Origin of the sequence: [Micrococcus luteus] ATCC 49442 (assembly GCF_010367585.1) — a bacterium.
GTDB lineage: Bacteria > Actinomycetota > Actinomycetes > Actinomycetales > Micrococcaceae > Arthrobacter > Arthrobacter luteus_A.
Genome location: NZ_JAAAXP010000001.1, coordinates 4,295,155 through 4,311,791, shown reverse-complemented (window position 1 = coordinate 4,311,791; position 16,637 = coordinate 4,295,155). Strand labels below are relative to the sequence as shown.

Below are 16,637 nucleotides of genomic sequence, written 5' to 3'. Positions count from 1 at the left end.
AACTGATTTGTAGTTGGCTTCCCGGACGGACACCACCACCGCCACGGCAGAACACGGGAGACGGTGCACTCAGCCTGTCTGCCGACCAGAGCCCATCAATGGCGACGACCTGAACGGCGAGCCGCACTCAAGAGGACGGGCGAACAGCCAGTCCCCGACACCCTTGTGGTCCCTTCCGTCCACGATGCCCAGGACCTGGCCGGTGTCCAGATCGGCGATGGTCGTTATCCAGGGTTCGAACCGCGTCCAGGCCTTCGTCCCCGGGTCTTGGAAGTAGCGCACGGACGGAACCGGTGCTCATCAATGCCAAGTATCCGGGGGCTGAGCTTGTCCACGTCCGGAAGCCTGAGCAGATACGCCTCGGTGACGGCAGCGCGGACCATCCACCAGGACACGGCGAAGCAGAGGGCTGTCTCAGACACTGCCCTGCCGGAGCTAATGACGGCATCCACGAGCTGGTCCCGAAGCCGGCTCGTGGAACGGGCACGGCGCGGCACCTGGGATCGAAGAACGACAGCCGATCACATTCAGCTTCTTCGAAGTACCAGCGGTACTTGGACCAGAGTACGTCTACCGGTCCGGCAACTGGAATATCGCGGAGCCGTTGGAAGCGGCGCTCCTTCCGCCGGGAGGCGATGACCCCGCAACTCGGGCAGCTCGTCGGTCTCGACGACGACTTGCCGCCGGCCAGCGGACATGGTGGTGGAAATGACGTGATAGTTGGGCAGGTTGAAGAGGATGATGGCAGCGTCGGCCGCGACCCCGGTAGGCTCAATCAAGGCTCGTGGTCCTGTTCCGGGTTGAAATGCTTAGACACACTCCTCCCAGCAGGAGCCACGGGCCACTTTGTCTTCAACGACACGAACTCACCCCCCCACAAACCGTGAAGAGCCGGGTACCCGGTCTCATCAATGCAAAAATCCCCGTGCCAAAACATAGACACGGGCAGCGTGACGGCTGAAGAACCAGGGTCCGCTAGCCAGCTACTAGGAAACCCCAAGCGAGGATGGCGCTTCTAATGCTGGCCGTCCGCATCCGATCACCGCGGCCACGACGGCGTCGCGGAGGCGGCGGATGGACCCTATCGGCCCCGGGACTGGGTTTGTTTCCTTGTTGCATTCGTGCCGGGGGCACAGGGATCCATCCTAGAACAACGTCGCTTGGCCCATCATGTCGGCCAATCAGCAACAGGGATGTCACATAGACGTAGTGGTCGGCGGACACATGCAATCGGCTGCTGATCACTCCGCAGGACGGGCCACCGGCCTTTCGTCGTGGCTTCGACACTTACTTGTCGCTGGCCGAAGGCGAATATGTCCATGTCGGTAACGGGGTAGTCGGGCATGTTGAAAATGGCGGCAGCGGCAATCACCGATCACCTTGACTTGTGGCTTTGCGCCGTTGCTTAGAATGCTTGGGGCCCATCTGCGACGGTCCTCCATTTCCGTCATGACGGCGTGCATTGCGGAGCACGCCGTACGTCCAGCCGATGACCAGCAATTCTGACAAAGCAATGCCCAAGGCTGTCCCGGCCATTCCGTACATTGGGGTAAGCGTCAAAATGCCGACTATGGCGCAGAGCAGGCCTCCACACTGGGCCCAACTTACACTCCCAGGGCGTCCCCGTCCTCTGAGGTGGGCCGACACCACCTGAGAGCAACCCCTGAGAACCATGGCCGGCACCAGCCACCAGGTAAGAGAAACCGCCCCCACAAATTCATCCCCAAAAATCCAAGGGACCGTCCAAGGCGCGGTCGCTGCCACTAAGACGGAGACCACAAGACTTACGCATACGGTGAGAGCCAGTGATCGATTCTCCAATGACACTTTTCGTTCATGGCCAATATCTCGTCGAGCAATTCGAGGGAAGATGACGCTTGAAATGGCAGTAGAGAACGGAGATGCCATCGAGGCTATTGTGGACGCTATGGCATATAAGCCCAAATCGGAGGGTGAGACCATCCTTGAGAGCGCCAGCTTGTCTATCTGAGATGACGCGGCAAGTGGAACTGATGATCCTGAGTACGCCAGACCATACTTGAGGAGGGGCCGCCTGAGCCTGGATCGGCTTCTTCCGCCTGCTATCCCGAACCGAGCTGAAACGTAGCCCGCCCAGAGCATTTGTACCGACGTGCTTGTGACCAGTATCAGGGCGAGGGACAAAAGACTCATTTGCCCAATCCAGGCCACTGCTAGCATTAGCAGCAGATATGCAGCAGGCTGGATTACACGAATAAAATTCCAAGATCGAATGGAAACAGCCTGCAAAGCATAGACGTACGGCGCGCCAAGGCCGTTAATCAAGCAACCGACGAATGAAACGCGGTACGCAGCGGCCAAGCCATCGTCGCCCCCTGCCAAGAGATCAGCAGCAAGCACCCCACCTGTAGCGGCAAGCACCCCGGCAATGCTCATAAGAATCTGTGATGATCTTACAAAATCTGCGCCCCAGCGGCCGTGTCGAGAGACGTAGTAAGTTACGGCACCACTCTGACCGAGCTCACCCAAAACTAAAGTCAGGCCAAACCAGGCCATTATTGCCGCATAGTGACCCCGCCCCTCGGCCCCGAGCGATCGCGCTACAACCACGCCGGCAACTAGCGTCAGACCAAGAATCAGGAAATTTGTTCCTGAGGCCTGAATAAACGAGTTCTTGGACAATCGTCCTAGGCGAGACCGCGTTCCGTCTTTATCCGTGGTCAATTTTGCTTCATTTCAAATGCGCGGAGCAGACTATCGGTCCAAGACAAACACAAGCATTCTGCTTCGCCACTCATGGATATGGGCAATGCGCAACCTATTATACGATCTTGCGCTCGTGCGGCAATCATTTATTATCTCCGATATATCGCTGCATCAATCAACCTACCCTCGAAAAACTTTAAAGGGTAAGAATTTCTGCCTAACGGTTAAGTAGAACCCTTGCCCTTCCCTGCGTACCTTCACCAGCCGAGACAAATCAGCCTCTGAATTCTTTTCACGGCAAGGCATTGGAGGACCTGAATCAGCGTTCAAGCGGCGTCACTTCATTTCTTATCATCACAGCGACTGGAACAGCCCACGATTGGCCAACCATTATGATTAGAACCATTCATAAGCGTTATTTCCCCCTGGATGCAGTCACTACATTGTTGGATGGTACGAACAATGCCCGGCAACCAATGATCCAAGTGGCAGCCAAGACCGGAATGGTCGCCAGGAACGTTGAAACGTCAATCTCTTGTTTGACAATAATCGTGAAACTTATTGAGACAAGCAGAGCACCGGTTAGACTCGAACGCGCTCTAATGACATCATCGAAGCCACGCAACAGAAAACCACACAGGCACATACCAATTACTACCACGGACACTCCCCCGTACAGATACAGTGATCCTGGCAGCGTGATCGCACTAGAACTCTTGGACAACCCGCCGTAGTAGTTCTTGAAAAACTCGTATCCAGAAATCTGGACAGGCTTATCGGGCCAAAATAAGCGAGGTATCAGGGCGGAAATCGGAGCGATTGCGAGTTCGTCCATTGATCGAAATGGAATCTCGCTGGGGGTCCGCTGCGCAATGACCGCGACGTTGTCCACAAGCCGTACGCGTGAGGCGATTGAGTCAACAGAATCGTTGTCGCTCGAACCGTTGTAAGTATCGGTGGAAAAAATCCGTTCAGTTGCTGCTGCCAATGCACTGTTTACGTCCATTGATCCTCGGTCACCACGCACATCAGTCCGGAGCGCAGAAACGGCAGGTGTTACGATAACAACAAAAACTACCAACGTCATGAAAATTGGCAGCAGCTTGAGTTTTCCTTTCCCGATAAAGTACGGGACGGCAATGCTAACCAAGCAGGTGACGAACGATTCCTTCATGCCCTCCAATAATCCCCAGAGTAAAGTTACACTTGCCAATGGAATTAGGAACGGGATGGGGCTGTCCTTCTTCTCAACATACACCCGCGCTGCCGCCCCGAACAGCGCTACATATTTGAGATTGGACAGAATAGAAAGCGGTTGACCATACCACTGAACCGTGGCTGCAGTAACGTTGGTAGCCTCGCCGAGGTAGCCAAATCTTCCGTCGACTACTATCCCGAAAACGTCTGCACCCATGGCGAGTGTGAATAGGACGAGCAGGACACCACGTCCGCGGATAGAGCCAGAGAGTCCTTTCGTCACTAGGACTCTCCCAGCCAAGAACGCTCGCCGGATAGCCCGACTCGGACCCGTCGCATAACCGACCGACCAGGCTGCCGCGCCGATCGCGACGACACCAAAAGCCGTAGGGAAAGACGATTTGTCGATGACCCTTAGCGATATGTCCAGTGGGCCCACCAGCGTCAGGGAGGCCAGCCCATATGCAACGACCGCGTATCCGAGAAACCACGGCCCGAGCCGGAAGCTGCTAAGTCCAAAGCCTCTGGTGTGAGAAAAGATCAAGAAAAAGAGGCCGGCCAAAAAAAAGCTCAAGGCCACGGCCAACCAAAAAATATGATAATCCTGATCAAGAACACCGGATGCCCCGACCCACGCAGCGCCTGCGCAGAAGAAAAACAGGACAGACGTGACACTTAATATTGGAGTCGACGGGCGAGACAGCGCCTCGCCGCGCAACGATTCCCTAGCTAACAACTCGAATACCCGTTCTTGCATGATGGCTGTGGGCAGTGGACCGGATGAAATTGACCACCCTGCGTGAAGTGTCAGCAATTTGATAGTCGGCGGGTGCAGGCGCGAAACCGTCTTCCTCAATTTGGCCAAGCGTCAGGGCAATGGCGTCGAGGATGCTTTCCTTGTTTAAACCTGACGTCACGATGCTGCCGGTATCCAGCGACTCCGGCCTTTCAATAAAGTCGCGAAGCGTTACTGCAGCAAAACCTAGAAGAGAAGACTCCTCACTTATAGTTCCGCTATCTGAAAGGACTATTAGAGCTTCCTTTTGCAATTTAACGTAGTCATTGAAGCCGAACGGGGGGTGCAGGGACACGCCGGCTTTGAGCGCTTCCGGCTGGCTTTCAAGGCGCTTTCGTGTGCGTGGGTGCGTCGAGAGCAACACCGGCACGTCGTACTGCTTACCAACCTCATTTAGAGCTTCAAGAACAGTTCGCAGCCTCTCGGGGCTGTCTACATTTTCTTCACGATGGAGGCTGACCAGAACGTACTGTCCAGCGCTGAGACCCTGGCGCTCCAACGCGTCACTAGCATCGATTGCTCCGGCATTGGAGTTGAGAACTTCCTTCATGGGCGAACCCGTGAGCAAGATTCGCGCGGGATGGATGCCTTCAGCAAGAAGGTTTCGCCGTGCATGTTCCGTGTAAACCAGGTTGTAATCGGCGACGTGATCCACAAGGCGGCGATTGACCTCTTCAGGAACATTCTCGTCGAAACAACGGTTTCCCGCTTCCATGTGGAAGACGGGGATTTTCAGCCGACGAGCCATAACTGCAGCGATGCAGCTGTTCGTATCTCCCAACACGACCATGGCGTCTGGCTTTTCCGCCAGTAGGACGGCCTCCACTTTCATCAGGATGGTGCCTAACACCGCGCCAAGGGAGGAAACATCAGCTTCCAAGAAATGGTCCGGTTTGCGTAGACCGAGATCCTCAAAAAAAATTTCGTTCAGTTCGTAATCATAGTTCTGTCCTGTGTGGATAAGAATATGATGGGTGTATTTATCCAAGCGCTTAATAGTTGCGGCAAGGCGAATAATTTCTGGTCGGGTTCCAACTACTGTAGCGACTTTGAGCTTCAACGTCATGACTTCTTAGACTTCCTCTGCAAACGTGTCGGGATTTGCCGGATCGAATACGTCGTTCGTCCAGAACATGGTGAAGAGTTCAGACTCTGCAGTATTAGTAATCTTGTGAGTCCAAAGGGTTGGCATGTCGATTGCCACCGGGGTCGAGCCGTTGACTTCGAAACACACAACTTCATCGCTGAAAAGGCGCCGCATGGAGATCTGAGCGTGGCCGGATAAAACCACGAAGCGTTCGACCTTGCGCCGATGAAAGTGCTGTCCCCGCGTGATACCTGGAACCGTCGTCGAAAAGGACGCTTGGCCCGGCCCGCCATGCGAGCGACAGACCTCAAAAAAACTCCCGCGTGCGTCATCCCGACGATCCAATGAAAAGGCCACATCCTGCGGTCGCTGAAGGCGATACGAACGATATGTATTGAACAGGTCGCGATCAAAATCAGAGTTGAGAATGGGAATGTCACCACTCCGGTATGTCTCGTGGATGCACTGCAGCTGAGTCAGAACATCCGAAACCCTTCGGCGTGTGGTCAATGACTCCATGTCGTCGACTTTCACGGTACCCAAGAGTACTTCAGCCGCATTCTGCGCATGCAGCAAGACCAATTCTTTATCGTCTCTTACCTCGGGCAGCTTCCCGGTCTGCAGCATTTCGCAGAACGTCGCCACAACTGAGTTGTAGAAGGGACGTCCGTGCTCGCCGAACAGGTTTGGCAGAAGTACATTAGTAAAGTTCGCGCCAACGGACTCCGCGGCACCCCGCACTATGTCCGCAGCTTCAGACTTCGCTTCGCCGTATACGGACTGGTTGCCGGCTTGGACCGAATTGGCGTAAGTAACCTCCGCTGGAGGCGAAGCGACTGCGCGGAGCGAGTCCGCCAATTGCCTTGCGAATTGGAGGTTACCGTCACGGACGTCTGCATCTGACCCACGGTTAACACCCGCCATGTGAATCAAACGTTGGCTTCCGTCCAGACCGACACAGGCTGCCGTGGGGGAATACTTCTCCCCGAGGCCCACAGCAACGCTCTCCCCGCCCAGACTGCGCACTAAGGCCCGAGCATGGAAACCTAAAAAGCCTCCAGCCCCAGTCATTGCTATCTTCACGATGACGCGCCGATCCGATCCATCTTTCCCGCAGCGGCAAGTTCCTTGCGGACTTCTGGCAACGTAAGCAGAAGGTCTTCGATCTGTGCAACACTCATTCGCTCCACCGTGTGGGAATCGTAGTCTGAGTAATTGGCTTGGTTGACATCTCCGGATTCGAAGAACGCACCATAGTTGAGGTCACGGTTGTCAGCTGGCACTTTGAAGTAATCTCCCATGTCCTTAGCACGTGTCAGCTCCTCACGGGTGGCCAGTGCTTCGGAAAGCTTTTCAGCATGCCTTGTACCGATCACCCTGATTTCACTCCTGGATTCAAATAGATTGGCGACTGCCTGAGCAAGGTCCGCGATTGTCGAAGCCGCAGCCTTTTTCACAAACAGATCCCCCTGGCATGCATGCTCAAATGCGAACTGAACGAGGCTCACGGAGTCAGCCAGCGACATAAGGAAGCGTGTCATGTCCGGGTTCGTAACGGTCAGTGGCTTTCCAGCTTTGAGTTGCTTAATAAAGAGCGGGATGACAGAACCGCGCGAGTACATGACATTGCCGTATCGCACGCAAGAAACAATCGTCTCCGCCTCCGGATTGTTCAACCCATGGGACTGAGCGACTTTCTCCATCATGGCCTTGCTCATTCCCATGGCATTTACTGGATATACCGCCTTGTCTGTGCTCAAGCAGACCAGTGATCGAACACTGTTTTTCTCTGCGGCACGGACCACATTTTCGCTACCAGTAATGTTCGTCCTGACAGCCTCCATAGGAAAAAACTCACACGAAGGAACTTGTTTGAGGGCAGCTGCATGGAAAACGTAGTCCACATTCTTTGTGGCGCGATCCACACTGTCGAAATCGCGGACATCACCGACATAGAACTTCAAACGAGAGTCAGGGACCTCGTGCCGCATGGCGTCCTGCTTAGCTTCATCCCTGCTAAGAATGCGAATCTGCTCAACCCCCGTGTCGAGCAACTTTTTCGCGACGGTATGGCCGAACGAACCTGTTCCACCAGTAATGAGAATCTTCTTGCCTTCATAATAATGCGTGTTGTTCATTTCATTTTCCCTGCAGTTGCTGCCTCAATGAGAATATCTTCAAGAGCTTCCAGCCCTTGATCAAGCGACATGACGCTTAGGTAAAAACGACGGCCATTCGCTGCCATAGATTGACGCTCGTACGCCGTTTTCTGTGCACCTTGAATAAACATTTCTGCCATCGCTTCAACAGAGCCAGGCTCGCATGTGAGTCCAAAATTTTCGTTTGAGCAAATAGAAGCAACATCTCCGCTCACATTAGTCATGATGGCAGAACCGCTAAACAAAGCGGCTTGAAATTTTGATGGAATAGTTCCTCTAAAAATTTCGCGGTCTAGGAGGGTTATTAGTTGGAAGTCTGCCTTGGCGTATACATCTTTTATTTCACTCGCACCGACCGTGCCGCAAAACTCGAGATTGTTCACGCCTAGTGACTGGGCCAAGGCCTCAAGTCGCTCTTTGGCAACACCTGCACCGTAGAGTTCAAAACGCAGTCGGGCGTGAGTCTCAACGGCTTTTGCAGCCCGTATAACGGTCTCCAAGTCTTGGTGATCGCCCAAGTTTCCGGCATATACGACGAGTATCTCTTCACGCTTCAGGACTGAAGTGCCGTGGTCTCTGGATACTGACCCTCTGGCGCCGTCCGGCTTCTCGTTCGCCCAGTTGAAGACCATCCTTATGCGGGCTGAGGGAACTCCTCGCGCGACGAGCATCTTGGCCATGGTCGGGGCGATCGCCACTGTAGCGGTCGCCTGCTTATAGAGGACCGTCAACCACGGCTTGAGCAGGGCCGATATGAGGCGCGACATCCTGCCACCGCCTACCATCGATGAGCCCGTCACTGACTCTGGCCAGAGGTCCTGCACGTGCAGAACGTATGGCGTACCTCGGAAAAACCGTCGCAGGGACGGACCCAAGGACGCTGTCATTTGCGCCGAATATACATAGACGACATCAATATTCCGGACGGCAAAGGAGGTAATAAACGATGAGACAGCAAATGACAGGTAATTCAGAATGCGCCCCAGCGGATTTTTTGAATGACTAATCCAAATCGGCGTACGGAGCACTTTTACCGCACCATCTTGCTCCCTATGAGCAGGACGCTGACGAAAGCCGGAATAAACTTTGCCGCCAGGATAATTGGGGAAACCTGTAACAACTGTTACGTCGTGTCCGCGTTCGGCCAAGCCTCTAGCTATCGTGCCTGGAAGGTAAACAGGTTCCGGGTCATAATACTGCGATACAACAAGAATTCTCATGCCCCGAATCTTCCCGCAGCATGCATTCCAAGCTCATGGACTGCCTCCTGAAAAGGGACAATTGGTGTCCACGCTAGACCGCTCACAGTGGTGCTGTTCTTGACCTCTAAAGAATCAACGAGTCGGGACACATCGCGCCCCCTCCCAACAGCGCTACCCAGGGCTGACAGAATAGAAACCGGAAGCCTCCAGATTCTAGGTCGACGCCCCAATGACACAGATATCTCTCGAAAAAGCTCCGCTGTGGACGGACTGTAGTCATCAGCTGCCACAACTAGCCCGCTGCCGAGCCCCGCCTCCGTAGCACAGGTCGCGAGCAGATCAGCAAGATTCCTGACCGAAATTAATGTCCGCTTGTTATTGACGCTGGCCAATGGCACAGGTAGCCCAGTCTTTGCGAGCTGAACCAGCCGGCGGGTATTACCGGGTGCGTCGGGACCATAAACCATCGGCGCCCTTACAGAGATCACTGACATGGGTCCTTCGGCGGACAGCGTTGCAAGTGACTGTTCAGCTTCCCACTTCGAAGTGCCGTAATATCCCGAAGGTTGTGGCTCCGAGTGGACGTCGAACGGGTTCGCCCCGGTACGGCTGCCATTCACAGCGATAGTGCTCATGAACACAAATCTTTTGACTCCCAGCTCGCGAGCGCGAAGCGCGAGCTTGTGAGTAGCATCCACATTAACTCGTTGGTACTCAGCCGCGGGATCACTGGTTTGATCATCCATTACGTGAACTCTGGCAGCCAAATGAATGACTGCGTCAACATTTTGAAGTGAATCATCCCAGTTGACATCTTTGCCGAGATCGCCAACCACAAATTCCAGTGTTCCAACAGGGGCCGTGCCTTGCCGTCTGACGGAAGCCCCGACGTTATGTTGATCCTTAAGTAGTCGCTCGCAAACATGCTGTCCAAGGAAACCGTTCGCTCCGGTAACCAATATTCTCATTTCGCGCCCTTCATCGATTGGCGTGTCCTTTTACTCAAAATCTTAGGCAGGCAAAGATAGGCGATCGCGATCAAGAGCATCAACCCCATGGACCCGGCCGAAGCAATCCAGGATGGGTGCAAAGACACAAAGGAGGCCGCGGCCGTCAGGGCCGAAAACCCGGCCACAAGCAGCGCTATGCTAGCGTGTTGCCCGTTCTGCGCCGCCAGTAGCTGGTAAACGTGGCTTCGATGAGCTTCGAACCACCGCTCACCTCTGCGGACTCTTACCGCAAGCGTAAACCCAGTATCTGCGGCATAGATGACCATGGGTCCTGCCGCTAGGATTGGCGAGATTCCAGACGCGACTGCCAAGATCGCAATCCCGACAATCCATGCACCCAGAAGATAGCTGCCCACATCTCCCAGAAAGACCCTCCGGCGGGACAAGTTCCACGGGAGGAACGCGAGAAAAACCCCAGTCGCAACCAAAGCGAGTTGCGTCATCCACAGTCGGTCTGAAACCGCTCCCAAGACCGCGTAGGAAATGCCTGCAATTCCACCATGTAGTCCAGATATCCCATTAATACCGTCCATGAAATTAGCCACGTTAATGTAAGCGGCAACTGCGATAGCACTTATTGGAACCCAAAACCAGTCGTCGCCCCCGGACAGCCACACAACAACAACGCCGAAAATTGCTCCAATGAGTATCTGCAGACCGGCGCGTTTGGCTACAGGGATACCTCGCAAGTCCTCCAAGAACCCTAATGATGCGGCGGCCGCGCCTAGTAGCGTCAGACCAACCAAGTGTCCGGGGCCTTCCTCCTCCACAACTGCGAGAGAAGCTGTGGTCAGACAGGCCGCAATGGCGAGCGCGACTCCCATTCCTCGGACTGTGGGGACCTCATGCGAAGAACGCGCATTTGGCAGGTCGACAACCCCGAGCCGGGACAGCCAAGGGTAAATCCACAGGGGAAGGACGAGTGCTAAGAGCACCCCCAAAGCTATTATGATGCTTGAAGTCACGACGGCAGATTCTGCATAACTTTTGCGGCGAACAGCTCATGGGATTCGGGCAGATTATCCGGATGAAGGACTGGGACGTTGGCATGCGAGATACTCGGGTGAAAGGGCCGTTCGTCGATTTGACCGACATCGATTAGAGCTTCGTGCAGTTTTTCGCCTTGTCGCAAACCTGTAAAACTGATTTCGATCGGTTTCCCCGACATAGCAATCATCCGCTCAGCCACATCTAGAATGCGGATGGGCTGGCCCATGTCTAAGATGAGCACTTCGCCTGGCCGCCCTATTGCAGCCGCCTGAACAACCAGTTGACAAGCCTCCGGGATAGTCATGAAATATCTGGTGACATCGGGATCGGTCACCGTGACAGGCCCCCCGGCCTCAATCTGGGCAAGAAAAGTTGGCAACATCGAACCTCGACTGCCAATAACATTTCCAAAGCGCACTGAGAGATAGGTCAGTCCGCTGTCCAAAGCCATCCAGGCAGTGAGTTGCTCAGCAATCCGTTTGGATCTACCAAGGAAACTCGTTGGGTCGGCCGCCTTATCTGTGGAAATATTCACCAGCGTTGCCACTCCAGCGGCCCTGCTGGCTTCCAAGACGTTCAGCGTACCCAGGACGTTAGTCTTCCAAGCTTCCTCTGGGTACTGCTCCAGCATCGGGAGGTGCTTCAGCGCCGCAGCGTGGAAGACTACATCCGGCGACCGTTTAATAAAGATTTCCGTGAGCACCTTCTTGTCGCGGATGTCGGCAAGAATCACGTCGCTTGTGTCCAAGAGCCCGTGGCCGAACACAGACATCTGCGTGCCGTGGAGGCCGGATTCATCCCTGTCCAGCATTAGTACCTCTGCCGGAGAATAGCGCCACAACTGCCGGCACAATTCCGAACCTATTGAACCACCGGCACCAGTGACGAGGATACGCTTTCCCTTAACGTAATGGGAAATCGACTCTACTTCAGTGTCAACAGGATGACGACCAATTATGTCGTCAATGGACACGTCCCGTAAGTCACCGAGTTGGGCGTGTCCTTCAAGCACCTCCGCCAGCAAGGGAAGGACCAACAGTCGAAGGCCGGCAGCGTCCGCCTCGTCCGAGACTCGTCGCATGACTGAGGCATCCGCTCGCGCAATGGCGAATATTAACACCTCAGCTCCCGACTCTCGAGCGGCACTCGCCAACTGACCACTTCCGCCAAGAACGGGGACGCCCTCAACCCGGAATTCGTGAAGACGAGGGTTGTCATCAATCACGCCAACCGGCCGGAATGGTGAATATCGGTCCTTGTTCATCTGCTGGATAACGTGCTGTCCGAGGTGGCCGGCACCATAAACGAGGGCCGGAGCGGCCGTTGCTCCTGGTCGATAGCCTCGCTCACGAATAGCCCTTGTAAACAGGCGGATGCCAGCCATAAGGACGAACGCGACGAGAAGCGCGATGAGGGGCACGCTCCGCGGAAAACTGTCCGATGCGGACACAAGAAAACGTGCGATCGTTATCGTTACGCCGACGCTGCCCACCACTAACATCAGATTATGGGCATCGTGTCGCGAACCATATGGGTGCCTGTACCGGTATACACCGAAAGTCCAGCCGAAAGCGGCTTGCAGTATCGCGGCCAAAGCGATGACTAGACCGACCACGGTGGGAGCGATCTGTGTTGGATCAAAATCCAACCTGATCATTAGGCTAAGCGGAATGGCTGCGGCCCACACACCAGCATCTACTAAGTACTCTCGCCACCGGAATGTCATAGCCGATTTCAGCCGCAGTTTATTGCCGCTCATCCGACATCTCCCCCAATAGTAATTTCAATTTGTTCGATATTGATTAGGCCTGAGCCCTTGAGGGCTGGCTATTCAGCCCTGCGGGCTGAATATATTCTTCTTTGACTTACCACGCTTACCGGACTCTAGGTAGTCGGGCCGGTAGTCATAGTAGGTGTGGCTGGTGGCTGACTTTTCGAGCCGGTTCACAACGATCCCTAGCAGCCTGGCGTTGACTGCTTCCAAATTGGCAACGGCTTGTGATACGTCGGAACGGTTGGTCTGGCCGTCAGCGCTGACCACGAGAACAACTCCACTCGCCATGGAGCCGAGTACGGCCGGGTCCGTGACCGGGAGCAGAGGCGGCGCATCAATGATCACTACCTCGTAGTCTGTTTCAAACCGGGCCAGAAGTCTTTCCATTGCTGGCGATCCCAGGAGCTCGCTGGGGTTAGGAGCAGACCGGCCGGAGGCGAGAACATGGAGGCCACCGCCAATACCCCAGGTTTGAATGGCGTCGTCCAGTGTCACCGAATGTGAAAGTACACCCGTGAGACCAACTGAGCCTTCAATACCAAGGTAGTTCGCTACTCGTGGACGTCTCAGATCTGCGTCCACCAACAGCACTCGCGTCCCGCTCTCAGCTAGCATAATGGCCAGGTTGACCGCCGTTGATGTCTTTCCTTCGCCGGGGATGGACGATGATACTACAACCGTCTGAGTCCCTCCGGAGATGTTTGTAAAGTGAAGGTGTGTCCGGAGTTGCCGGAAGCTTTCTGCCCTTTGGCTGAATCGGTCGCTCTGCGTCACTAACGGTTCCCGTTCAACACTTGGATCAGTAGAGAACGTTCCTAGAATGCCTGCCTTAACCGTTCTTTCAACGTCGACCTGATTTCGGATCCGCGTGTCCAGAACCTCGCGGAGAAATGCAAAGCTCGCACCGGCAAAAAGACCAAGCAGCACTCCCAGTGCTAAGTTCAACGGCACCCGGGGGGACGACGGGGAAGCCGAAGCTGTGGCCTGTTCGAACACACTCAAGTGGACAATGCTGACATCCTCGACTTCATTTACTGCCGCTATGAGTTGCTTGGCTGTGGAGTTCGCTATTGCCGCTGCCTGTTGAGCGCTCGCGTCGTGCGCTGTGATGTCAATGAGGACCGTTTGCGCCGGGGTGGTGGCTGCAACCCTCCCCGTGAGCGCCTTAGCCCCACTATTCATGCCGAGTTCTTGAGCAACCGCCTGAAGAACTCTCGGACTCGTAGCGAGGTTCACGTATGATGAGACGCGTTTTTCGGCAAAAGCATTGCCCTGTGACACGTCTGACGCTGACGCGCCGCCCCTGACCGATACGAAGAGCTGACTCTTCGCCTGATACTGCGGGGTCTGCAAGATCGTGTATCCAGCCGCTAAGCCCAGCCCCAGCAAAGCAGCGGCAACGATGGAAATCCACCGCTGCCGGATGACACGAAAGTAGTCTTTCAACTCCATAAGTTCCCCGGCATTTTCCGCCGCCGAAGCAGCTCCATCACGAAAACAAGCATGGGCATGCGCTCGGCGCCCCCTGTCTATTAAAACACGCGGCTAAGCCCCCGAGTTACGTTACATTGATCCAACCGTTGAGGTTACAATCGAAGTCACAATCCGCTTCTCTTTGTACGCATTGCCCATTAAAGCGGAGATTAGCTCGCTAGCGTCCTACTCTCGCACGGCACTCCACCTTGCCGCTGCAAGCGTGCAAGTGCTTGGACCGGAAACACGTCGACACCCGAATTGGACCGGAGAGGAAACTTTGTTAGCTGAGCAAACTTCCGGAACGCCAACCGACGGGAGCGGAAGCTCCGCTTCCACAAGGGTCAGCCGTGCTCAGTGGAGTAAAGGACGACGCTCCCGAATGCGCTTCAGGAACCGTTGCATTTTAGCAATCGTTTTCGCAGTTGGGATGATTTGCAGCGCAGGGCTGTATCTGGCTCACCTCACGACGGAAGTCAGACATCACCTGAGTTCAGCAGCGTTGCTGATACCACAAATCAAGACGCAAGTTATGGCGAAGAATAGTGAAGAATCCCACCGCCTTCTGACTAGCGCTGCAGACCACACACAAGCCGCCCGTGACACGGTGAACGATCCTATGTGGAAGATTGCTGGCCATCTGCCAGTAGTGGGGCAGAATTTTGGAGCCATCAGCATAGTCGCGCACGAGGCCGAAGCCATGTCAGTTCGCGCTGGAGAGCCCTTATTGACGGCAAGTGATTTGCTTGCTTCCGGCGATCTTACGCCGTCTCAGGGCACGGTTGATGTTGGCCTTATCAGGGAAGCATTCGAGGCCGTTAACTCCGCCTTTTCGGCAACTCAACAAGCGACAACTCAACTAGAGAACATAGATACGCGTCAACTACTACCTCAAATAGCCGGCCCGCTCGATGAAGTCACCGGTATTCTTCGGGAGTCGAAGGCTGAGCTCCACGATGCCGTTGAAATTTTCCGAATCCTCCCTCCCATGCTGGGGTCAACAGAGCCGAGAAACTACCTCGTTCTCATTCAAAACAGCGCCGAGGTCCGAGCGACCGGAGGGCTCCCAGGAGCCTTAGTGGTTGTAAGTACCGACAACGGAAAAATCGAAATGACAGCCCAGGCCAGCGGCTCGCAGCTCGGAAAATTTACTCCACCGGTTGTCATCGACCAAGAGCAAGAACAAATCTTTAGCTCACGTTTGGGCACGTACATCAGTGACGTGAACATGACACCCGACTTCCCGAGCGTCGCTCGGGCAGCCAAGGACATGTGGGAAGTTCGGTACGGTACGACCATTGATGGGGTGGTGGCAATCGATCCCACCGTCCTCTCGCACATACTTGCTGCTTCGGGACCGGTGCCGCTGGATGCTGCCACAGCGCTAGGCATCCCAGGCAGTTTGCCATCCGCACTCACTGCCGAGAACGTTGTCAAGACGCTCTTGTCGGACGTCTACTCGGCTACGGACAATCGGGGGCAGGACCAGTTCTTCGGGTACGCCGCCCAGCAAGTGTTTGAAGTCCTCTCGGCGGGCAAAGTGCCCCCAACGAAGCTCGCTCAGGCATTAGCCCAAAGCACAGCGGAGAATCGCCTGCACGTGTGGAGTCGCTGGGACGATGAACAGCTTGTCTTAGAATCAAAAAGGCTAGGAGGAGCTATATCCTCCGGTCCCGACGCTGGCACTAACTCCTTTGGGGCTTTCTTCAACGACGGCACTGGCGCAAAGATGGACTTTCACGTCAAGCGCACAGTGCAACTAATTCAGGAATGTCCCAAGAGTGATGGCTGGCAGACGACAGTGCGTGTTACCAGTACAAATTTTGCCCCCGCCGATGCTGCTACTTCGCTCTCACCCTACGTCACTGGAGCAGGACTATTTGGCGTGCCGCCGGGTGTGGTGCAGACGAACATAGTGGTGTATGGCCCTGCCCACTCGAACATCGAAACCGCCAAATTAGATGGGCAACGGACTAGTTTTGCGCCGCATCTCCATGGCAAAAGGCCCGTGGGCGTGCTCGCCATAAAACTAGGCCCTGGTGAAAGTCACACCGTAGACGTGACCTTCGGAAGCTTTATGCAGGGCGGGTCGCCGAGCATACTTGTTACGCCCACGGTGCAGAATGTTCGCGATGTGATCCTGCCCACAGTTACAGCTCCCTGTAACTAGTATTTGTGAACGGTTTGTTAACACTCCTTAGAATGGTTTACATTGATATTGCTCGGGAGACAGGGTAGATGGTAGCTTCTTCCAGGGATACATG

At 54.9% G+C, this 16,637-nt stretch carries 12 protein-coding genes and 1 pseudogene; 1 reads left to right on the top strand and 12 read right to left on the bottom strand.

Going from position 1 to position 16,637, the window contains the following annotated elements; translation table 11 throughout:
• Positions 1–224 precede the first annotated feature (224 nt).
• From GUV69_RS23710 to GUV69_RS19600, 12 genes and pseudogenes are all read right to left on the bottom strand, one after another.
• The gene (locus tag GUV69_RS23710; RefSeq protein ID WP_244292794.1) at positions 225–452 is read right to left on the bottom strand and encodes a hypothetical protein; all 228 of its coding nucleotides are present in this window, start codon (positions 450–452) and stop codon (positions 225–227) included.
• A 140-nt stretch (positions 453–592) separates the two neighbouring features.
• Positions 593–775 (bottom strand): annotated as a pseudogene (locus GUV69_RS23705) (hypothetical protein); the annotation flags it as partial.
• Between the two features lie 593 nt (positions 776–1,368).
• Positions 1,369–2,661 (bottom strand): lipopolysaccharide biosynthesis protein, encoded by a 1,293-nt coding sequence (locus tag GUV69_RS23655; protein WP_164205453.1) that lies wholly within the window; start codon positions 2,659–2,661, stop codon positions 1,369–1,371.
• Between the two features lie 439 nt (positions 2,662–3,100).
• Entirely contained in the window at positions 3,101–4,639 is a 1,539-nt protein-coding gene (locus GUV69_RS19640) for a DUF8712 domain-containing protein (RefSeq protein ID WP_164205452.1), read from the bottom strand.
• A complete protein-coding gene (gene wecB / locus GUV69_RS19635; protein WP_164205450.1) occupies positions 4,608–5,744 on the bottom strand; it encodes a non-hydrolyzing UDP-N-acetylglucosamine 2-epimerase in 1,137 nt (378 codons plus the stop codon). Before wecB ends, GUV69_RS19640 begins: the two co-directional genes overlap by 32 nt.
• Before the next feature lie 6 nt (positions 5,745–5,750).
• A complete protein-coding gene (locus tag GUV69_RS19630; protein WP_244292797.1) occupies positions 5,751–6,848 on the bottom strand; it encodes a polysaccharide biosynthesis C-terminal domain-containing protein in 1,098 nt (365 codons plus the stop codon).
• Positions 6,845–7,903 (bottom strand): SDR family NAD(P)-dependent oxidoreductase, encoded by a 1,059-nt coding sequence (locus tag GUV69_RS19625; RefSeq protein ID WP_164205448.1) that lies wholly within the window; start codon positions 7,901–7,903, stop codon positions 6,845–6,847. Before GUV69_RS19625 ends, GUV69_RS19630 begins: the two co-directional genes overlap by 4 nt.
• Positions 7,900–9,144, bottom strand: coding sequence for a glycosyltransferase family 4 protein (locus GUV69_RS19620; protein ID WP_164205446.1), 1,245 nt, complete (start codon positions 9,142–9,144; stop codon positions 7,900–7,902). The genes GUV69_RS19625 and GUV69_RS19620 overlap by 4 nt, the downstream gene beginning before the upstream one ends.
• The gene (locus tag GUV69_RS23650) at positions 9,141–10,094 is read right to left on the bottom strand and encodes an NAD-dependent epimerase/dehydratase family protein (protein WP_164205444.1); all 954 of its coding nucleotides are present in this window, start codon (positions 10,092–10,094) and stop codon (positions 9,141–9,143) included. Before GUV69_RS23650 ends, GUV69_RS19620 begins: the two co-directional genes overlap by 4 nt.
• The gene (locus tag GUV69_RS19610; RefSeq protein WP_164205441.1) at positions 10,091–11,101 is read right to left on the bottom strand and encodes an MraY family glycosyltransferase; all 1,011 of its coding nucleotides are present in this window, start codon (positions 11,099–11,101) and stop codon (positions 10,091–10,093) included. The genes GUV69_RS23650 and GUV69_RS19610 overlap by 4 nt, the downstream gene beginning before the upstream one ends.
• Positions 11,098–12,885, bottom strand: a complete 1,788-nt coding sequence (locus tag GUV69_RS19605; RefSeq protein ID WP_244292796.1) for a polysaccharide biosynthesis protein — start codon at positions 12,883–12,885, stop codon at positions 11,098–11,100. The genes GUV69_RS19610 and GUV69_RS19605 overlap by 4 nt, the downstream gene beginning before the upstream one ends.
• Positions 12,886–12,957: 72 nt before the next feature.
• Positions 12,958–14,352: a tyrosine-protein kinase domain-containing protein gene (locus GUV69_RS19600; RefSeq protein WP_164205439.1), complete on the bottom strand. Its 1,395-nt coding sequence runs from the start codon at positions 14,350–14,352 to the stop codon at positions 12,958–12,960.
• A gap of 403 nt (positions 14,353–14,755) precedes the next feature.
• Here GUV69_RS19600 and GUV69_RS19595 point away from each other — a divergent pair, with 403 nt between their 5' ends.
• Entirely contained in the window at positions 14,756–16,543 is a 1,788-nt protein-coding gene (locus GUV69_RS19595; protein ID WP_244292795.1) for a DUF4012 domain-containing protein, read from the top strand.
• The last annotated feature ends 94 nt before the right edge of the window (positions 16,544–16,637 follow it).

Coding starts and splice junctions, on each gene's coding strand:
- GUV69_RS19640 (WP_164205452.1), bottom strand. CDS start 4,639: ATGCAAGAACGGGTATTCGAGTTGTTAGCTAGGGAATCGTTGCGCGGC.
- wecB (WP_164205450.1), bottom strand. CDS start 5,744: ATGACGTTGAAGCTCAAAGTCGCTACAGTAGTTGGAACCCGACCAGAA.
- GUV69_RS19625 (WP_164205448.1), bottom strand. CDS start 7,903: ATGAACAACACGCATTATTATGAAGGCAAGAAGATTCTCATTACTGGT.
- GUV69_RS19620 (WP_164205446.1), bottom strand. CDS start 9,144: ATGAGAATTCTTGTTGTATCGCAGTATTATGACCCGGAACCTGTTTAC.
- GUV69_RS23650 (WP_164205444.1), bottom strand. CDS start 10,094: ATGAGAATATTGGTTACCGGAGCGAACGGTTTCCTTGGACAGCATGTT.
- GUV69_RS19605 (WP_244292796.1), bottom strand. CDS start 12,885: ATGAGCGGCAATAAACTGCGGCTGAAATCGGCTATGACATTCCGGTGG.
- GUV69_RS19600 (WP_164205439.1), bottom strand. CDS start 14,352: ATGGAGTTGAAAGACTACTTTCGTGTCATCCGGCAGCGGTGGATTTCC.
- GUV69_RS19595 (WP_244292795.1), top strand. CDS start 14,756: ATGCGCTTCAGGAACCGTTGCATTTTAGCAATCGTTTTCGCAGTTGGG.